At 56.8% G+C, this 18,703-nt stretch carries 19 protein-coding genes and 1 pseudogene; 11 read left to right on the forward strand and 9 right to left on the reverse strand.

Going from position 1 to position 18,703, the window contains the following annotated elements:
• Positions 1-386 precede the first annotated feature (386 nt).
• A complete protein-coding gene (locus tag AC1D2G_RS20105; protein WP_477416086.1) occupies positions 387-1,178 on the reverse strand; it encodes an IclR family transcriptional regulator domain-containing protein in 792 nt (263 codons plus the stop codon).
• 103 nt (positions 1,179-1,281) lie between these two features.
• Between AC1D2G_RS20105 and AC1D2G_RS20110 the strand changes: the two genes are divergently transcribed.
• A complete protein-coding gene (locus AC1D2G_RS20110) occupies positions 1,282-2,217 on the forward strand; it encodes a DUF6282 family protein (protein WP_477416088.1) in 936 nt (311 codons plus the stop codon).
• A 294-nt stretch (positions 2,218-2,511) separates the two neighbouring features.
• Positions 2,512-2,904, forward strand: a complete 393-nt coding sequence (locus tag AC1D2G_RS20115) for a zinc-binding dehydrogenase (protein WP_477416090.1) — start codon at positions 2,512-2,514, stop codon at positions 2,902-2,904.
• 338 nt (positions 2,905-3,242) lie between these two features.
• Here the strand turns inward: AC1D2G_RS20115 and AC1D2G_RS20120 are convergent, their stop codons facing one another.
• The 3 genes from AC1D2G_RS20120 to AC1D2G_RS20130 all read right to left on the reverse strand — a co-directional run bounded on the left by AC1D2G_RS20120 (position 3,243) and on the right by AC1D2G_RS20130 (position 5,206).
• Positions 3,243-4,016 carry an HpcH/HpaI aldolase family protein gene (locus tag AC1D2G_RS20120; protein WP_477416092.1) on the reverse strand — a complete coding sequence of 258 codons (774 nt, stop codon included), beginning with the start codon at positions 4,014-4,016 and terminating at the stop codon, positions 3,243-3,245.
• Positions 4,013-4,960, reverse strand: a complete 948-nt coding sequence (locus AC1D2G_RS20125; protein ID WP_477416094.1) for a cupin domain-containing protein — start codon at positions 4,958-4,960, stop codon at positions 4,013-4,015. Before AC1D2G_RS20125 ends, AC1D2G_RS20120 begins: the two co-directional genes overlap by 4 nt.
• Before the next feature lie 99 nt (positions 4,961-5,059).
• The gene (locus AC1D2G_RS20130; RefSeq protein WP_477416096.1) at positions 5,060-5,206 is read right to left on the reverse strand and encodes a hypothetical protein; all 147 of its coding nucleotides are present in this window, start codon (positions 5,204-5,206) and stop codon (positions 5,060-5,062) included.
• A 1,088-nt stretch (positions 5,207-6,294) separates the two neighbouring features.
• On the opposite strand from AC1D2G_RS20130, the gene AC1D2G_RS20135 reads away from it, so the two are divergent.
• Complete coding sequence (locus tag AC1D2G_RS20135) at positions 6,295-7,260, forward strand: aminotransferase class IV (protein WP_477416098.1); 966 nt, start codon at positions 6,295-6,297, stop codon at positions 7,258-7,260.
• 1,027 nt (positions 7,261-8,287) lie between these two features.
• Here AC1D2G_RS20135 and AC1D2G_RS20140 read toward each other — a convergent pair.
• From AC1D2G_RS20140 to AC1D2G_RS20150, 3 genes are all read right to left on the reverse strand, one after another.
• The gene (locus AC1D2G_RS20140; RefSeq protein WP_477416100.1) at positions 8,288-8,923 is read right to left on the reverse strand and encodes a glutathione S-transferase family protein; all 636 of its coding nucleotides are present in this window, start codon (positions 8,921-8,923) and stop codon (positions 8,288-8,290) included.
• A gap of 325 nt (positions 8,924-9,248) precedes the next feature.
• Positions 9,249-10,070 (reverse strand): ThuA domain-containing protein, encoded by an 822-nt coding sequence (locus tag AC1D2G_RS20145; RefSeq protein WP_477416102.1) that lies wholly within the window; start codon positions 10,068-10,070, stop codon positions 9,249-9,251.
• A 454-nt stretch (positions 10,071-10,524) separates the two neighbouring features.
• Complete coding sequence (locus AC1D2G_RS20150) at positions 10,525-10,752, reverse strand: hypothetical protein (RefSeq protein ID WP_477416104.1); 228 nt, start codon at positions 10,750-10,752, stop codon at positions 10,525-10,527.
• A gap of 420 nt (positions 10,753-11,172) precedes the next feature.
• Here AC1D2G_RS20150 and AC1D2G_RS20155 point away from each other — a divergent pair, with 420 nt between their 5' ends.
• The 7 genes from AC1D2G_RS20155 (at position 11,173) to AC1D2G_RS20185 (ending at position 16,390) form a co-directional block, all read left to right on the forward strand.
• A complete protein-coding gene (locus AC1D2G_RS20155) occupies positions 11,173-11,463 on the forward strand; it encodes a hypothetical protein (protein ID WP_477416106.1) in 291 nt (96 codons plus the stop codon).
• Positions 11,464-11,602: 139 nt separating this feature from the next.
• Positions 11,603-12,643, forward strand: coding sequence for an ABC transporter substrate-binding protein (locus AC1D2G_RS20160; RefSeq protein ID WP_477416108.1), 1,041 nt, complete (start codon positions 11,603-11,605; stop codon positions 12,641-12,643).
• A 3-nt stretch (positions 12,644-12,646) separates the two neighbouring features.
• Positions 12,647-13,723, forward strand: coding sequence for an ABC transporter ATP-binding protein (locus AC1D2G_RS20165; protein ID WP_477416110.1), 1,077 nt, complete (start codon positions 12,647-12,649; stop codon positions 13,721-13,723).
• Positions 13,724-13,869: 146 nt separating this feature from the next.
• Complete coding sequence (locus tag AC1D2G_RS20170) at positions 13,870-14,607, forward strand: ABC transporter permease (protein WP_477416112.1); 738 nt, start codon at positions 13,870-13,872, stop codon at positions 14,605-14,607.
• Positions 14,604-15,446 carry an ABC transporter permease gene (locus AC1D2G_RS20175; protein ID WP_477416114.1) on the forward strand — a complete coding sequence of 281 codons (843 nt, stop codon included), beginning with the start codon at positions 14,604-14,606 and terminating at the stop codon, positions 15,444-15,446. Before AC1D2G_RS20170 ends, AC1D2G_RS20175 begins: the two co-directional genes overlap by 4 nt.
• 74 nt (positions 15,447-15,520) lie before the next feature.
• A complete protein-coding gene (locus tag AC1D2G_RS20180) occupies positions 15,521-15,817 on the forward strand; it encodes a putative quinol monooxygenase (protein WP_477416116.1) in 297 nt (98 codons plus the stop codon).
• 75 nt (positions 15,818-15,892) lie between these two features.
• Positions 15,893-16,390, forward strand: a complete 498-nt coding sequence (locus AC1D2G_RS20185) for a VOC family protein (protein ID WP_477416118.1) — start codon at positions 15,893-15,895, stop codon at positions 16,388-16,390.
• A 31-nt stretch (positions 16,391-16,421) separates the two neighbouring features.
• On the opposite strand, the pseudogene AC1D2G_RS20190 reads toward AC1D2G_RS20185, so the two are convergent.
• A pseudogene (locus AC1D2G_RS20190) lies at positions 16,422-16,758 on the reverse strand (transposase); the annotation flags it as partial.
• Positions 16,759-16,973: 215 nt separating this feature from the next.
• On the opposite strand from AC1D2G_RS20190, the gene AC1D2G_RS20195 reads away from it, so the two are divergent.
• On the forward strand, positions 16,974-17,648 hold the full coding sequence (locus AC1D2G_RS20195) for a TetR/AcrR family transcriptional regulator (RefSeq protein ID WP_477416120.1): 675 nt from the start codon (positions 16,974-16,976) through the stop codon (positions 17,646-17,648).
• 75 nt (positions 17,649-17,723) lie between these two features.
• Here AC1D2G_RS20195 and AC1D2G_RS20200 read toward each other — a convergent pair whose 3' ends face one another.
• Positions 17,724-18,575, reverse strand: a complete 852-nt coding sequence (locus AC1D2G_RS20200) for an IclR family transcriptional regulator (protein ID WP_477416301.1) — start codon at positions 18,573-18,575, stop codon at positions 17,724-17,726.
• Positions 18,576-18,703: the final 128 nt, after the last annotated feature.

An 18,703-nucleotide genomic window follows, 5' to 3' on the forward strand; every position in this document is an offset into this window, starting at 1 on the left:
GATCAGCAGTTCCTGCTCCGTTGTCTTGGATGGACTCATCTTTGAATCGCCCTCTATCAAGGCAGACGTCGGTCATCTCGCTCTAATACAGACGAATTTGAAGTGCCCCCTTTCCCGGAAGCATCTGGCACGGCGCACCGCTATCAATCTTAAAGCCACTTCTCCCGTGAAGGCAGAGGAAGCGCAGTAATAACGTGATCTCCGGCTCCAGTTGGTGGTCGATCCGCCACAGGCAGCGCTATAGAAGATGCCGGCCAGCATGATGATAGACGCCTCCTGCGTCAGCCCGAGGCGATCACTCGAATTCGGGACGCGAAACGCTGGCCGAGTCAACAGCCCGACCCTCGCGGCACTCGCGCGCTGGAACAATGTCAAGCGGAACGACGTCACCCGCGGTGCGCGGTCAGCCGTTCCACCTCGGCATTAATCCCGGCAGCGGCGCGCTTCAGCGCCGCTACGAAATCATCGCGCGAGCCAAAAGCATTGGTGGCGGTGCGGAAATAGGTGATGCCGATGCTGGCCTGCACGCCGCCGCGCCCGAAGATCGGAACCGCGATAGTGTCTGAGGTTCGAGGCTCGACATTTGGGTCGCGCAAGGCATAGCCGCGATCCCTGATGGCGCGCACCGTGCGCCGAACCTTATCGGGGTCGCGGTCGGCCAGGCTTTCGAGGCCCGAATTGGGGGCGGGCGCCTCTAGCAGGGCTTCGATCTGCTCGTTAGTGCAGGAGGCAAGATAGGCCCGGCCCAGTGCCCGCGTAAAAAGGCTGAGCCGCATGTTGATGGTGGCGTGGAAAGGAGAAACCGGGCTGTCATGCACGGTCGAGTAGCGCACCACCATCGCGTCTCCGTCGAAGACAGCGATCGCAACAGGCCATTTGAACTGTCCATTGAGCTCCATGGCCCAGGGACGACCGGCCTCGACCACCAGAGGATCGCCGTGAAAGCCGCTGCTAAGCGAGGTGACCAGCGACGTGATCTGATAGCCGGCCTGACGCAGGTCGTTGCTGACATATCCATCGGCTACGAGCGTCTTGAGTAGCCTGACCAGCGTTGGCTTGGGCAGGCCGGTGGCGCGATGCAGCGATAGGATCGTCGAATGCGGCTCGCGGTTCATCGCCTGCAGCACTACTAGTACGCGGCTCGCCGCCCGCACTTCGCCTTCGCCCCGATCAATCATCCTTGCCTCCGTTTCGGCTGTCGAAACGCATTCAAACTGGATTTGCCGCTCCTGTGCAAGGGTGGCTAGGTCGCTGCGATTGATCATGCGGGGACCCTAGACCATGGCAGACAACGACGAAAACCGGGCCCAGGCACGCCGGATCATCGCCACGATCGACCCGGCGGTCATCGATCGCCTGCTCAAGGGCGCTATCGACCTGCATGTGCATTCTGGTCCATCGACCATGGCGCGGCAGCTAGATCACTTCGAAGCCGTCGAACAGGCGGCTGCCGCCGGCATGAGAGGCATACTCTTCAAGGATCACCACTATTCCGTCGGGCCGTTCCTTCCGATCATGGAGCGGCTGTTCGGCCATCTCGGTGTCGCAATGTATGGCTCTCTCGTGCTCAACAACACGACGGGCGGCTTCAATCCGGCCGTCGTGGATTTCCACCTCAAGAGCGGCAGCAGGATGGTGTTCATGCCTACGGCGCATGCGGCCAACCATATCCGCTCTAACCATCGCGGCGCCAAGCTCAAGTCCAACGTGCAGCTTCGCAAGCCCAAACCGCTCACCGTGCTCGATGACGATGGCAACCTGCTCGACAGCGTCAAGGAAATCCTCGACCTAATCGCGACTCATGACGCCATCCTGTCATCGGGTCATCTGCACGTTGCTGAGATCAGGCCACTGTTCGAAGAAGCCCGCCAGCGCGGCATTAAGCGGCTGGTCATCAACCACCCGATGTATGGGCTGCACTTCAGCCATGCCGACACGGTAGAACTGGCCGCCTTGGGCGCCATTGTCGAGCAATCGGCATGTCTCTATGTCGACTCGCGGTTCAACACCTTTTCTCCCGCCGAGCTGAAGGCTCACATCGAAGCCGCCGGTGTCGCCAATTCATCCATCGGCTCAGACCTTGGCCAGGTTGACAATCCCAGCCCGGTGGACGGCCTGCGCCAGGCCATGGCTCTATGCTTGGGACTCGGTTTCAGCGAGGCCGACGTCGTTACAATGGTGCGCGATAATCCCGCCAAACTTGTAGGCCTGGCGTGATAGGTTCGGCTCATCACTTGGCGGGGGCTTGAAAGATCTTGCGCGTCGTTGGTCTCCCGACCTGGCAGCGGGAGGTCTAGCAGATCGTCGAGGGGCCGGGCGAGGTGTTGCTCGCGGTGCGTGCCGCCAGCGTCAACCGCCGGACGTGCAGCAACGGCGAGGGCTCTATCCGCAGCCGCCCGGCGTGACCGATATTCGAGCGCTCCATGCTGCTCGCCGGGTTGCTGGTCTGGGCGAGGGTGTCTAGACGCTCGCGGTCGGATACGCGGTGTTGCGCTGCCAGTGGTGGCACCTATGCCGTATGTCTTGGCGCCATCGGTACAATGCGTGTCCGTGCGCGGCGAGGCTGAGTTTCACGGAGGCCCTGTCGCTGCCAGAGACCTTCTTCTCGTCCTGGAGCAATATGATCTGGTGGGTCGGCTGGGAGAAGGAGAGACACTGCTGGTGCAGGGCGGCTGGAGCGGCCTCGGCATGGCTGTCATCCGGATGACGAAGCTGCTGGGCTGTGCCCGGGTGTGCGCGACGGCCGGCAGTGCCGCGATGCGCGCCGCTTGTATCGCGGTCGGTGCGGCCGCTGTGTTCGACTATCGGCAGGAATGGGCGGTTGATATCCGCCGGCACGCCGGCGAGCATTGCCTCGATGTAACGCTTGACGCCCAGGCCGGCCGTATGTGCAGCAGAGCTTGACCTCATGGCGCCTGATGGGCGATTTCGTGTTCGTCGCAAGCCCACTTGGCTCGATGGCCGAGGTCAACATTCGCACCTGGTGCGCCGGCGGCTGCCCCCACCGGCTCGAGGCTGCGGCTTCGCTCGCCAGCCTACGAGGGCAAGATTGCCGAGCCGCTGGTAACATCGGTCTGGCCGTTGCTGGCGAGCAGGCGGATGACAACGCGCATCCACGCGGCGTTTGCGCTCGACGATGTCCGCAGCGTCCACGCCGTTCTCCACGCAAACGAGAAAACTCGGCAAGGTGGTGCTGGCCGTTGATGAAGAACTGGCGGCTGAGATTCCCGACCACTAAGCAGTCAGCGGTCGCCGGCATATTCCTTGCGAAGGGTTGCTGCGGCGCTTTTGAGCATACCGTGATCGCTGGAGACCAGTAGTGCGGCGACGCCCAGCGCGCGCACGTCGGCAGCGTCGCTAGTGCTTGTGGCCAGCATGAGTAGTGGCTTGCCGGCACCAGTGGCGGCCCGCGCCACGCGCTCGCTCATCGCCGACACCTTGGGGCCCGCTTCGGGATCGCGGCCGAACGACGCCGTAAGGTCGCCACGGCCGACGAAGACGGCGTGAATGCCCTCCACCGCCAAAATGTCATCGAGCACCTCGACGGCTTCAGGGTCTTCGATCATGGCGATGCAGACGACGTTGGCGTCCTGATAGTCCATGTGATCAGTGCTCTTTCGGTCACCCCAACTACCGGCGCGGGTCAAAGAGGCAAAGCCGCGCGAACCGCCTGCATAACGGCAGGCTGCGGCTATCGCTTCTGCGTCGGCGGTCGAGCGGACATGGGGCACCATCACGCCATCGGCGCCGCAATCGAGCGCGCCCAGGATCTGGTCGGGATGGCCGACGCGCACGATCGGCGCAACGCCGATGGCGCGGGCCGCCAGGATCATCAGGTCGATCTGCGTGCGGTCAAGTGGCGCGTGTTCGGCGTCGATCACCACGAAGTCGAAGCCTTCGGCCCCCAGGATTTCGATTGCCTGGCTGCTGGGAAATTTGACGAAGGTGCCGAGCATGGGCTCATGCGCCGATATGCGTTCGCGAAAGCGCGTGCTGCCGAGGGTGCGGGCCGTCATGGGGTGCTTCCTGGCTGTACAGGATAGTCCGCTTCGTTGAGCACCCAGCCGGGTTTGGCCGAGAAATCCAAGCGCGGGGGTGCGAAAATGTCGACCAGCTGATTGATGCCGGCGCCCTCCGCAGTAGTGGTGTGGACAACCGGCGGCGGGATGACGCAGATGGATGGCGAGCCGCAGACCACGTGTTCATCGTCGCGCCACGCGGTCATGTCAGTGGTCCATGGCCAGCGCAGGTGATGGGTGAATTCTCCGCTTAAGGCCAGCGAGCACTGTTCGAAGTCATCGTGATGGTGGGGAGAGACCTGGGTCTTCGGCCGCGGGCCGTCGCGCGGTTCGAGATAATTGATCATGAGGGTTGAGCAGCGAAATATCCGTCCGAACCGCCCGGGCTGCGCGCGGACATCTAGGCTGTAGAATCTGACTTTCGGCCCATCAGGCGGTTCCGGCCACGGCGCGAAATCGGGGACGGTCGGATGCGGCCCGGTGAAAGCCTCTTGATTCGCGGCCAGCGCAGCCATGTCGGCTGCTTTGGGCGAGAAGACGCGAACGACAGTACCGGCCGCCTTGAGCCGGACGGTACTATCACCAGCTGGAATGAAGGCGATCGAGTAACCGGGGACATGGGTTATGCCAAGCGGCGTGGTGATTTCGACCCCCTGGCCGCGGTCGGGCAGGATGATGCCATATTCGTCGGGTTGGCCCTGGCGCACCAGCGCAGTGCCCTGCTCGCCCTCGGTATAAGCGATGATCATGTTCTGGCCGCGGCCAATCCAGCTTCTTGCCTCGGCGGTTTCGACCTGTGGCCGCCTGGCGTAGAAGAGCGCGTATTCCGCAGCCGCAAAACGCGATGGCGCTGCACGCTTGGCTGTCGCCAGGGAAGTGCGGGGATCACTCGTTACATACATGTTCGAACACTCCAGCCATTGTGGCTGGCAGTTGTCCACGATACGCAGCCAAGGTTCTCGCCCCGCGTCTCGCCGTTTCGCGGACAGAAACGCCGAGATTCATTTGTGACGGACGACATGCTTAGACACGCTCAGGGGCTATGGCGATGCTTGCGCGGCAACCATCCACATGGTCGCCAGCGCCAGTTTCCTGCCGGCCACCGACAGTTCGAGTTCGGTGGTGATGCGGGCGCCGCTGATGTCGAGCGGATGGCCAAGGCGACGGCGCCGCCATTTGCGGTTCACTTGGGGCATCCTCGGGATGCCGAGCTCGCCCAGCACAACAATGCCCTGCTGGCGATCCTGGAGGGCCTCTGGACGTTGCTTTGCTGTGATGGACCAGGAAGTCGAACTGGGCGTTCGATCGATCGCGGTGCGGCTAAAGCACATGCGAGGTGTGACGGTCGCGGCAATGAATGTTGGCGTACCCTCGACCGGAGCTAGTACAGAGCGGTAGTCACGCTCTTCATTGAGCCGATGTTGATCTTACGGGCCGAGCTTCGGCGTGATGCAAGTGTAGATGCGGGTCTGCTTCGGGCAAAATGAGTGCCCATAGGGCGAAGTGACTGTTGCCTAACCCAACGGTAAGGCAGCTCGTGGATTGTGCGCTTAGTACCGGAACGACCGATTTGGCGAGGGGTTTCGGGTGCCGGCAGGCGTCCGAAAGCTCTGATTCTAGGAACCCGGAGGCTAGAATCGATGGCGATGGGGATTTCGGACTGCGGCCGATGTCGGCGACGGCTCGACCAACGGTGGGAAACGCCGAGGTGGGTGCGGCAGGCCGCTTCGTTGCTGCTTCGCCGGTATTGCGGCCAGGGACTGGTCCGTGCGGACCCATGTCGGCGTCATGGATTGCCTGGCGCGTGGGTCCGTTGCCGGAGGCGGGCGCCTGCGGCTGAAGGTTCGACCATGCTATGCCGGATGATGCAGCTCTCTGCAGGTTCGTGGCGTTTGTATCGAGCGGCCCCGTAGCTGAGGCCAGACAGGAAAGCGCTGGACCGGGACATCAACAACTTGCAGCCGATGCTGGAGCGCTATCGCCCCTTCGCCCGCGGCGGGGCGGCGGAAGATCCGGCGATTTCGACTGCAGGCGGCACGGCACGATCGTGTCATTCCAATGGTTCAAAACCTCCCGAAACTTCTTCATTGCCCGGTTCTGTAGCGATCCTGTTCGTGTCATCCCAGTGTCCATTAACCGGCGATGAAACCGGCAGATCGTATGATGCCATTATGCGTTGATCTTGACAGACATATACACCGAGGTTAACAACGTAATTCGATATCTATCGAATTCTCGGCGGAATTTCGCGCCTTTGTCACTTAAGGAGAGCGGTGTGGCATATACTGATTTTATTTTTATCGAATATCGACGCCGCGTGGCCCAGTTGGAATCTAGCGGGAATCCATTCGCTCGAGGGATCGCGTTCATTGATGGGAAGTTCGTCCCCATCGACGAAGCAAGAATTCCGCTGCTCGACCAAGGGTTTTTACATTCTGATTTGACCTATGATGTCCCTGCTGTTTGGGATGGGCGCTTCTTCCGCCTGGACGATCACCTTGATCGCTTCGAGAAAAGTGCATCGAGACTGCGCTTGCGAAGCCCCCTAGATAAAAACAGCATTCGGGAAAAGCTTTTGGACATGCTTTCAAAAAGCGGCATACGTGATGCATATGTCGGAGTATTTCTGACGCGAGGTCTGAAGTTCATTAGGCACTACAAACCAGAGGAAATTGATAACAGTCTATATCTGATGGTTATTCCATATATATTCGCGATGTCAGAGGATGTGCAAAAGGTCGGAGGACGGGCCATCATCACCCGAACTGTGCGTCGCATTCCTCCTGGCGCGATTGATCCCACAGTCAAGAACCATCAGTGGGGTGACTTCACACGGGGGCTTCTCGAAGCTCAAGACCGGGGCGCGATGTATCCGATCCTTTCGGACGGTGATGGCAATATCACGGAAGGTTCTGGCTTCAATGTTATGCTTATTAAGAATGGCACAGTCCGCACCCCCAATCGCGGCGTTTTAGAGGGCGTGACCCGAAAAACGATTTTGGAAATTTGTAGGAGCAAGGATATCGAGGCTATCGTTGAAGACGTCCCCGTGAGCGCTGCCTACGAATGCGATGAGTTGCTTATCGTCACGACTGCCGGAGGCGTAATGCCAATTACTGTGCTCGACGGCCAACCCGTTGGCAACGGGGAGGTGGGGGTGATTAGCAAAGACTTGTGGAGGGGCTACTGGGAAGCGCACTACGACCCAAAACTGACCTTCACCGTGTCTTACGAGAATTGACTTGAGGCGAAAGAAATTGTGAAGGATGGACGATCAATACTCCAGCAGCGTATTCGTGATTATCCGACCCCGACACGATTCGTTGATGGGCTTGATTGTATAGACGGGGGGCGCCCGATCTGACGGTCCTGTCATGCAGGATGGTTGGCCTGGAGGCCAGGCGTCTGAAGAATCCGCATCTCTACAACAACCTTCTTAAGCGCGTTGTTCAAGCACTCGATGCAGGCGAGTCTGTTACAGCGTGGGATAGGCGCTCTAACTCACATTTGTTGATTTTTCTATGGGCGTTGTGCTGTTTGCTGAGGGGAATCAGCACCAAGAATTTGCGTTTGTCATCCTTGACTGCCGCGGATTAGACGTCGAGGGCATCGCCGAGAGCGAAGGAGTAATTGCTATTACCGCCCACTCCAGGGCGCTGGCGCGACCTTACCCTCGTTGACGCAGAGTGTTGCGGCAGATCCATAGCCACTGTCTTTGACGAGTTTCGGATCTTGCCAGTACCAGATGAAGGTAGAACTTCACCGTAACCGCTGCCGCGGTGCCGTCGACGAGTCTTCGCTGAGCGCTCTTACGACTGCTTTGTCGCGGGGCGATCCCGCCGGATCTCGTGCTGAGCGGTTTGACAATCAAGGAACGCGAACGGCCTCACTTCCTGAGAGCGTGCAGTAGATCGCCTTGACGAATCTGCTCTTCCGGCTGACCAGTCGGAGTTCTCGCTCGCGCTCGGTTCCAAGTCGGCCCACGAGATCGGCCTGCTCTTTTCTGACGCTGCGCGCAGCGCTCTTGTGAAGATCGGCCACGGATGTCGTCCTCGGATCCGGTACAACTCGGCGATATGTCTGAGAGCCTCACCGGCACTCGACGCGGAAACGTGCAGCCACTCACAAAGCGCCTGCGACCGGGCGAGGGCTGGCGCGTCGATGCCGCAGCATGCAATCCTCATAGTCGATGCAGGCATCTACTTCAGCCCTATGAGCCCATCAGCGGCGAATCACGAGAATACGAAAGGCGCAAGCCAGTTTTGCAATTATGCGTATGCCGCAGCTTCTGTCGCGATCGCAGAATCGCAATCTCGGATCCGATCATACCATCTTCGTAGGTTCTTGCTTGTCGGCAGAGGCGCCATATCGGCTCGCTTAACCGCGAAATCGACGAAACAAAACAGGACGATATCGGCAAGGGACAGATGGTCACCCACAACGTTCTTTCTGTCGCCTATTAGGCCATTAAGCCAAGTTTCACCTTGCCGAGCAAGCGTCGCAAAGTCGTCAACGGCGTGAGGCATGCAGTGAATTCGCGCAGAAAATAACTTGAGCGCCTTCCCAAAGCGAAATGKAGCCGATAGCGGCTGATTGTAGTGGATCTCAATACGGCGAGTCCACATCCTAGTCAATGCCCGCATTTCGGATGTAATTCCTATCAGCGATGGCATTGGATATTTCTCCTCGATGAATTCACAAATGGTCGTCGTCTCCGCGATGTTTTCCCCCGTATCAGTCAGGAGCACTGGAAGCTCGCCTGCGGGATTAATTGCCAAAAACGGCGACCGACGGTTTTCTCCTCCAACGAGATTGATCTCAATAACGTCTAACTTGAAGCCCTTCTCTGCGGCGAACATGTGGACTATGCGCGGGTTGGGGCCGGGTGAACTGTAAAGTTTCATAGGTCACCTCTTTGGAAAACATAGATTCTGTTCATAGATTTGCGACATGGTGAAAAAAAGGTCGGTATTCTATCCCAATATGGTAATTTGATAAGATATTAGCCGAAAAAGAAGCTGATGAATCAAAGCCAGTTATGCCGTATCCGCCAGACGAAAATAATATTCGTCGGTTTTTTCGCTATACAAGGCTGGATGGACGGACCTCTACGCGAGCAATGGGCATGTAACATACGGACTCTGCCACGGGCGTTTGCGGCAACAGTTGCTTGTTGAAAGACGTTCCTGTCACATGTAGCGCCACTACAGACATATGTTGATTAAATTATCAGCTTGTTTTTAGTTTTAACATCCGCGTTTGTTCAATCACCCAGTCCAAGGCGTTGTGCACAAGTCTACGGTAGTTCTCATTGGCATATGTATGCGGGTAGTGACCCGGCTGTATATAGACCAGTGAACTGTTGTAAGCCCGTTTGGTCCAAACGAGAGCGGTACTGCCAGGAGGTCGCACCCAACCCCTGTTCGACTGGGGCTCCCCGGTAACTGTAAGTTCCAGTGAGTGGAAATTCTCAACCGTTGCGGAGTAATTGGAGCGAGCCAAGACGTTCACATCATCTTCGAAGACATCGTATAAAAATAGTTCGTCGTTGAGATCGAACGAATTCGGGATGCCCGCGAAGATCGGATGAGTGGGATCGGTCACTTCAAATTTGTAATCAACCCCCATGCGGATGCCGCCGCCTACCGGATTTCTGCCGCGGATACTGGTTGGGTAAAATGCGAGTTTTCCACCCAACACTTCGCTATAGTCCTCCCATTTCGACCAACCAGCAATCGCGTGATGCAGTGCTAGGATTGGGGTTCCTTCCATAAGCAAACGGTTGAAGCCGTATTTGAAGGCATCGCTTGGTTCGAGCGCGTAATCCGGCCCTCGCCTGGGCCATCCGCCCGGCATGTCATATAGCACTATCGCATCCACCTCTCGGGTCGCCTCGTGATTGAGCACTGCTTCCGCAATAGGGTGTTCGACCAAGAAGAATTCCTTTCCTCCAACGCTTTCCAACATCGCCATAAACGCGGTGCGGTCGTACGGGTGTCCGTTTCCGACAACCAGAACGCGTGGCCTAACTTTGTAGTCAAGAAATCCCATCCACTCCTCCCATGCCAAAAACGGATATTTATCCAATTATTGTTATATCCAAACCCATGCAAGGCTCGCTCTGGTGCGATGCGGAGTGTCGCGCTGCAGAAAACCAGATAAATATCGAAGGAGCGTTGGTCAAGAGCCTGTTTGGCGTTTCCGACGTTTGACTTGTCCTGAGTGTAATGACAGCTGAATCGCAACCCTGGTTTTTCGCGCAAAAGTTTGCGCTGACGCACATTCGATGATTTTCGCTATGGGGTTGCGCTGTGTGCTGAGGGGAATCAGCGCCATGGTCAGAAATTTGCGTTTGTCTTCATTGCTCTCGGCGCGTTAGCCGTCGAGGCCATCGCCCGAGAGCGAAGGAGTGATCGCGTTTCTGCCCGCCCCAGGGCGCCGGCTCGACCTTGCCCTCTTTGCCGCAGAATGTCGCACCGGATCGATAGCCACCATCTTCGACGAGTTACGGATCTTCCCTGTAGGGGATGAAGGCAGAGTCCGCCGTCAGGCCGACCATGCCCCACTTCTGCTTCAGCTTGAGATTGACGAACAGTGCCTGGTGCCCCGCCTGTCTGCCGCCACGATGTAGTTTGGAGCCCGCTCGCAGCAGGGTCGGAACGAAGTCATGAACATCCTCGAGGCTTGTGGATTCAGTGACGAGCGACGGGTGCCAGGCAATCAGGTCCGCCACATTCGCAAAGGTTTAATGTCACCGGGTTCCTGCGGTCCTGGCGTCAGCACCGGAGGAACCAGCGTCGCTGAAGTCGGAACTCGCCGCCAGACTCTTGAAAGGACGCTTGAACGCTGCGTGCCAAGGCTCCGAAGCCGATCACGACAAGGCGCTTTTATCGTCCGGTAGAGCAGATCCTCGTAGAATGCAATCTCACGAACATACCGTTTTGCGATGCGTTCTAAATTCCGCCTGGTGGAACGCATACAGATAAATATGGACGGTTGGGGACCCCCCATGCAACGGTTTTTGCAACAAAAGTCGGCCCGAGACCCTTAAGAGGCGGACTGCGACAGGGGAACAATGTCCGAGTACCATATACAGCAAGCTTCGCCCTTCCATCGGCGCTTCGCGTCGCGACAAGCCGTAGTTGGTTCTTTCATGAACGCGCCCACAGCCCACGCCGCCGAGATCTTCGGGACATTGGGCTACGATTTCGTCGTGGTGGACGAGGAACACGCTCCATTCGATCACACAACGATTGACTTAGTGCTGCTAGCGGCTCGTGCCAGTAACATCGCAGCCATCGTACGAGTTCCATCGGATGATCCTGCCCGGATCAAGTCATGCCTCGATCGCGCGGGCGACGCGGATATTCACGCTCAACGCGAGCGGGTGGATGCGGTGCCATTGGCGACAATGCGGCTCGAATTTGCGTATGCCAATCGATGAACGGAATTCTGGCACAGGTCCCTAGTCGTTGTGTCGGCCTACTATCGACCTTGCTTGCATCGTAAGGTGACCACCAAGAGTTGTCGACCGGTGAATGCCAAGGCTGAATATAAATCAGCTAGTAAAAAAAGGGAAACAAATGATCAAAAAATCGTGGATGACTTACGTCGCGCTCGGATTTGCCGCAGTCGCTTGGCCGGCATTGGCCGACGAATCCAAATCCGTGGTCTTTGCTGGGTTTGGCGGCGCACAGCAAGACGACCTGGTCAAGGCGGTTCTTGGGCCTGCAGCGGAGAAGACAGGCCTCACACTGACGCAGCAGACCCTCGATGGGATCGCGGCAGTCCGCGTTCAGGTTCAATCAGGCTCGCCAGGCTGGGACGTCGTGCAACTCGGTTCCGACGAGTGTGCGGCCGGGACCAAAGAGGGGCTTTTCGAGCCGCTGGATTACAAGCAGATTAGCAGTGAGGGATACAGCAAGGCTCAATTCGGGATCGACTGGATAGGTATCAATACTTATTCGTGGGTCCTGGCCTGGCGTACCGACGTATACAAGGACAATCCTCCGAAGAACTGGAAGGACTTCTGGGACGTGACCAAGTTCCCAGGACGCAGGGCTTTCCATAACAAGCCGAACCAGATGCTGGAAATTGCTCTGATGGCAGACGGTGTCGATCGGGAGAAGCTTTACCCGATCGACGTAAAGAGGGCGTTCGCATCTCTTGAGAAGATTCAGCCGTCCATCTCGGTGTGGTTCCAGGGGGGATCGCAGGCCCAACAACTGCTCAAGGACAACGAGGTCGACATGGAGCCGATCTTCGTTAGTCGAGCAAAGGCCCTGATTAAGGACGGCGCGCCGGTCGATTTCACCTTTGAAGACGGCATGATCGATGTTGCGTGCCTCGCAATTCCGAAGGGTGCCGCTCATGTCGAGGCCGCTCAAAAGTTCATTGCGGCGGCGGTTTCTCCCGAGATCCAGGCTCGACTGCCCGAATTCATGCCATATGCCGGATCGCCGAACAGTCTCGCCTATGCCTTGACCAAGGCGCCTCCTGAAGTCGTCGCCAAGTCCAACTCCTCCCCGGATAATTTGAAGAAGCAAGCTGTGATGGATGCCGTTTGGTGGTCCGAGAATAACGACAGTGTAATGGAGGAATACACCCTCCTAACGACCAAATAAACCATGAATCACGTCGAGACATTAGAGCCAGGCACGCTCTCGATAGTTGGCGTCACCAAGACGTATGGAAACTTTACGGCGCTTCAAGATGTATCGATGACCATTAGGGCTGGGGAGTTCGTTACCCTCCTCGGCCCCTCCGGGTCTGGAAAGACGACGTTGCTCAATGTTATTGCCGGGTTCGAGCGTCCCAGCAAGGGGAGCCTTATGGTCGATGGGGAGGAGTTCATTGCGAAACCGCCCCACAAGAGAAACTTGGGTATAGTGTTTCAGAACTATGCTCTTTTCCCGCATATGGACGTGTTCGGCAACGTAGCTTATCCGCTTCGTCTGCGGAGTATACCTGCTGGCTCAATACGAAAGCGGGTCCTTGAAGCGCTGGACCTAGTGCAGATGGGGCATCTGCACCAGCGCAGAATTGACGAACTATCTGGAGGGCAGCGGCAACGCGTGGCCTTTGCACGGGCAATCGTCTTCGAGCCCAAGATATTGCTCATGGACGAACCGCTCTCGGCTCTCGATAAGAACCTTCGCGAGTCCATGCAAATAGAACTAAAGCGGCTGCATAAGCGCTTAGGCACCACCACCATCTATGTGACTCATGACCAGCAGGAGGCCTTGACGATGTCCGATCGCATAGCGATCCTGACCGAAGGCATGGTTTGTCAATTTGATACGCCGGAGGCAGTGTATGAGAGGCCAAACTCAAAATTTGTTGCGAGTTTTTTGGGTGAAACCCGCTTCCTGCCCGTCGAGAGGCGAACAGGCGGGTACTTTTTAAATGGCAGTCAGAAGCTTTCGCTTCCTGACGACTTCAGCAGCTCCGGCCAGAATGTGGAGCTGACGATTCGGCCGGAATGCCTTGAATGGAGTGGGGACCCTGATCGTGACAATCGTCTCGAGGGGAAAGTGGTCGACGTGGTCTACCGCGGAGATCACTCCCTCATATCCCTTATGTTGTTCGACAAGTATGAAATCGCCGTAAAACATACCCCCTTGGTTCGCGAATCCCTGCCAAGGCCGGGAGACCGAGTCGTTTTGTGGTTGAGACACAAGTCGACAAGTCTATTGGCCGAATAGTGCCCGGAGCTACCATGTACGTCTCCCGCTGTAAGCTCATCAAGGGCCAATACCAAGAGTGGGTCTACGCCGGCCTCACTTTGCCGGCACTATGCCTTGTAGGCGTTATAATTTTGCTGCCTTTTGGATTCTTGGCGTGGACTTCGATGTTTGACACTTCGGGTGCCCCGTCTGCGGAAAATTATCTCAGATTGCTTCGTCCTGCTTATGTCCAAGCGTTCCTCAGCACACTGGAGCTCTCTGCGGTGGTTTCTCTGTTGTGCGTTCTTCTTGGCTACCCCGTAGCCTATCTGCTGTCACAACTGCCGCCCCGGGCGGCTCAGATCCTGCTTGTGTTAGTTCTCTTGCCGTTCTGGACCTCGGTTCTCGTGCGGACTTACGCGTGGCTTGTCCTGCTTCAACGGCATGGAGTCATCAATAAGCTTCTGATTTGGACGGGTGCTATTTCGGAGCCCCTGACATTGGTGAACAATTGGACGGGAACAATCATCGGGATGGTACATGTGATGCTTCCGTTTCTGATCCTGCCCCTTTACGCTTCGATGAAAGTAATTGATTCATCGCTGATGAGGGCCGCGGCTAGCTGCGGCGCAGGACCAACGAAGGCCTTCTGGCAAATTTATCTGCCGTTGACTTTGCCAGGCTTGCTCGCCGGGGTCACGCTGACATTCGTGATGGGCTTGGGTTTCTATCTGACGCCGGCCCTTCTCGGCGGCGGCAGGGTCGCCACTTTGTCGGTGATGATGGCGGACGCAATCAGGGTCTATTCAAATTGGGGGGCGGCGAGCGCACTTGGCGTTACGTTGGTTGTGGTGACTGGGCTCTTTCTGTTTTCATTGCGCCTTCTTTCCCGCATGCTTCATGGAAGGGGCGGCTCAAGATGAGACTTGATAGGCCCGCCACGTCGACCCAGATCACCCACCGTCAGAGGCTCTGGCTCTATGCCTTGGCGTTGTTGACGATCCTGTTCCTAGTAATTCCGTGCCTGATTGTAATTCCGATGTCATTTTCAGCATCGCAGTCGTTTGAATTTCCTCCAAGAGCGTGGAGCCTTCGCTGGTATGAAACTTTCTTGTCGTCCCCCGAGTGGCGCACGGCAACCTGGATGTCTGTAAAGGTTGGCATTTCGACAACGCTGCTTGCCACGATCGCTGGGACAGCCGCGAGCTATAGCTTGCATAAGTCCAAAATCCGCGCGCACTCCCTTACACGGAGCGTTTTGGTATTACCGATGACGATCCCAATGATATTCATTGCGATCGGGACATTTTTTTTATTTGCCAAGCTGGGCCTGAATAACACACTGGTTGGTCTGGTGCTCGCGCATACTACGCTAGCTATACCGTTTGTGATGATAGCGGTTGGAAACGGCTTGGAGGGGTTTGATTTTGCCTTGGAAAAGGCGGCGCGCAGTCTCGGCGCTTCTGCTTCGCGTGCATTTTTTACGGTAACACTGCTCCAGATCAAAATGTCTATCTTTTCTGGAATGCTATTCGCTTTCATAACCTCCTTCGACGATGTCGTAGTTGCGTTGTTCATATCCAGCGGTTCCGCTTCAACCCTTTCTAAGAAAATGTTCGAGAACATGAGAGATCAGGTTGATCCAACTGTTGCCGCCATCTCGTCGATATTGGTAACAATCTGCATTTTTGTATTGGTGACCGTACAGCTTTCAAGCATCATCAAAGCACGAAAATCAAAGGCGCCCGGCCTGATGCCTTAACCGCAATCAACTGCGCGGCATTGCCCTCGTAACGCCAAGCCCTTCCAAGCAAAATCCTCAAGGAGTTTTCATTCATGACGACACTTACAGTTATTGGCAGCGTCAAAGCAAAACCTGGCAAGGCCGACGTCCTCAGGGATGTTCTCAAGGAGATGGTGCTTCCGACATTGGCTGAGGAGGGATGCTTGCGCTACGAGTTGAGCGAGGCCGAGGATGGTCAGAGCTGGATGTTCAGTGAACTATGGGAGAGCCGCGCCCTTTGGGATCGACACATAGCGTCGCAGCATGTCGCAAGTTACCGGGCTGTGGCCGGTGACTTGGTGGAGCAAGGCAGTCTCTTTCGTGGTCACATGATCCGTCCGGGCGCTTGACTTCAAGTCAACTTCTTTAAGCCTGCGGAAGCTGTCCACAAGAATGTGACCGGTATAAATGCCTGGAGCCATCATATGCCAATCACCAATCTCTTTCACATCGCTATCAAAACCAGCAAGCCTGAAGCGACAAAGCGATTCTACGAGCAAATATTTGGCATGGTTGAAGCAGCTAGGCCCGCTTTCAATTTTCCAGGCTATTGGATGCAACTTAGCACGCCACAGGGTGGTTCGATCCTGCATCTCTATACAGGTGATTCGGCTCTTGATAATGATGGGCGAGTGCCGCAGGGGACCGGCGCCATTGACCACATTGCCTTGTCCGCGCACGGTTTCGGCGAGACGCGGCAACGCCTTCGAACGCTGGGTATTCCCTACCGCGAGCGCACCATCCCTGGTACCGCGCTCTGGCAACTCTTTACCTACGATCCGAATGGCGTTCAGTTCGAATTGAATTTCCACTCTGCCAACGAGGCAGGTGACGGCATATCTATTGATCCGGAAAACGCTCTTGAGTCAGCGGGGATGAACTGGTTCGATCCGGGGCCGTACCGCCAGTTTGAGAAAGCGTAGGGCTGTGCAGCAATCCGAATAAGGGCGTCTTCTTCGCCAGTATCGGTACCGTGGTGTCGCCACCTACAGGCGTACCGCTGCCAGAACATGGTTCTCGATTAGAGCATGGAGGGGCGGAAGCGCCACAGTGCATGCGCCGAGATGGTCGGCCATGGTCGAAGGCCGAGATCAACGCCCTCGCGGGCATAGCACTCGCTCGGGCGGATTGAGTGGCCGATGCTGGCCAAACTTCTCGAACAGTACCATCGCCAGCAGGTTCGGCCCGGCGAAGCCGCGCGGCGTGACATGGAACGGCGCCGGCGGCTGGGGGGCGCCTCGCATTGCAGCCACGAGAACTTCTCGCGCACCGTCTGGATGATCTTCACCTGGGGTCAATCGCAAAAAGGGCGGGCAACGTTTTTCTTCTCTAAGGAGATCGGCTCCAATTGAGTCTAAGCTGATGGCTTTCGCGCAGCGAACATGTACCCATCTTTGGCAGAAAACATCGATTCTAGCTGTAGATATCAGCCGACCTGGCGTATAAGCGCACCTTAATCGATGTCGGATCTCGATTAAAATCGTGTTTGCATGGGATGTTGGCGAAATGACGCGCACTGCAGGCTTGCCGCCGGCGGCAAGGTTACCTACTCAGGAGCGGAGCCGTTTGCGTTTTGAAGCGCTATTGACCGCGACTGGAGAGTTGCTTGCCGAGCGAGATATGAGGGAAATTGGTATCTATGATATCGCGAGACAAGCAAGTGTTCCTGCGGCTTCGGCATATCATTTCTTCCCGAAACCGGAGGTGGCCTTTCTCGAATTAGGAAGAAGACATCTGGAAGCATTGAGCCAACGGGTCCAGCGACTCATAGAGCCTGCTGAACTAAAGCGATTGCAGAATTGGCCAGATTTTATCGCACTCAGATTAAGCCGTCTCACAGAGTATTACAATTCTAATCCTGTCGTGGGTGTCCTCTTTCTTTCCGGAAGCGTTATCTCAGAGGTGCGAAAGCTGGACAATGAGTTTACTGCGAAAGTTTCGTCACTACCTTATCATTGGCTCAATCAATATTTAGTTATGCCATATCTGCCCCAACATGAACTCAAATTTGCCACCGTGATCGCCATCCAAGACGGGATTTGGATGCTCTCCTACGCAAGGCATGGGCATGTAACAGACAGCTTCCGTTTTGAGGCGCTAGCGGCATCGGTTGCTTATTGCAGGACTTTCTTGCCCGACGTGGTGCCGCTAAGGCCTGTTGTCCCGGAGCAGGAGCATTAGCCAGATCCCGAATCCCTTAAACCGCGACACGCTTTAGAACGCGATGAAAATCTGTCGCGACACTTGTGCAGCAGATCAATCCGCCAATTCATCGGTTGACTGTAAGCGTTCCAGTGCCAATCGATTCCAGGGCGGGGTGGAACGGATCTTTTGCTCGACTGCACGCGCCTCCTTCAAGAGGATTTCAGCCACTTCCTGCTCCCTGCGCGGGCCAAGACGTGCGCGAACTGCAGATACGGTTATCGCGGCTGCAGGCCGCCCGTCAGGCGTCTTAATCCAGGTGGAAATCGATTTCGTCCCCTTAACGAGGCCAAGTTCGCGTAAATTGAAGCCGCGTCGCCGGGCCGCGCTGATTTGTGTCAGAACCGTTTCAAGGGCGGTTCCATAGGCCTCGAACCGCGTCTTATTGGCCGTGACGATCATCCGTGCATCATGGCTCGGCATCGCTGCAAGGATTGCGACGCCTGCACTGCTTACGCCGAGGGGCCGCCGCGAGCCAACCTCGATCGACAGCACCTGTATTGGGTAGGAGCCGATTATACGGTTCACGCACAGGGTATCGTTGCCGGTTCGCACTGTAAGGAACAGTGTATCACCGATCGCTGCTGACGCGCACTGCATGGCGGCGTCCGCGGCCAGAAGCAAGGTCGAGCGGCGCGGATGGGCCAGTGCCAATTCGGGCACCTGATTGCCAATTGCGTAGCGGCTGCCTTGCCGTTCGACGATTCCCTCCTCGACCAGCACGTGAACGATCCGGTGCACGGTCGGACGGGTGAACCCGGTAGCCCGCACGACTTCAGCAAGTGGCACACCCACCTCCCGCCCAGCGGCGAGAATACGGAGAACCGTCAAGGCGCGCCGGATCGCCTGCGCGCCCTGCCTCGGTTCCGTCCTACCCCTCGATTCAGCCATCTGTGGCGTCCACATTATGGACAATAGCGACATAATTCGCTCGACTTGTACAGCCCGGGATCGAAAGATCGTATCTGGCCGGACGATGATATGGGCCGATTACAAAGAGACTGGGCGGACAACTGACAGGTGTCCGAAGCCAG

The organism is Mesorhizobium sp. P2_C7 (assembly GCF_056404515.1).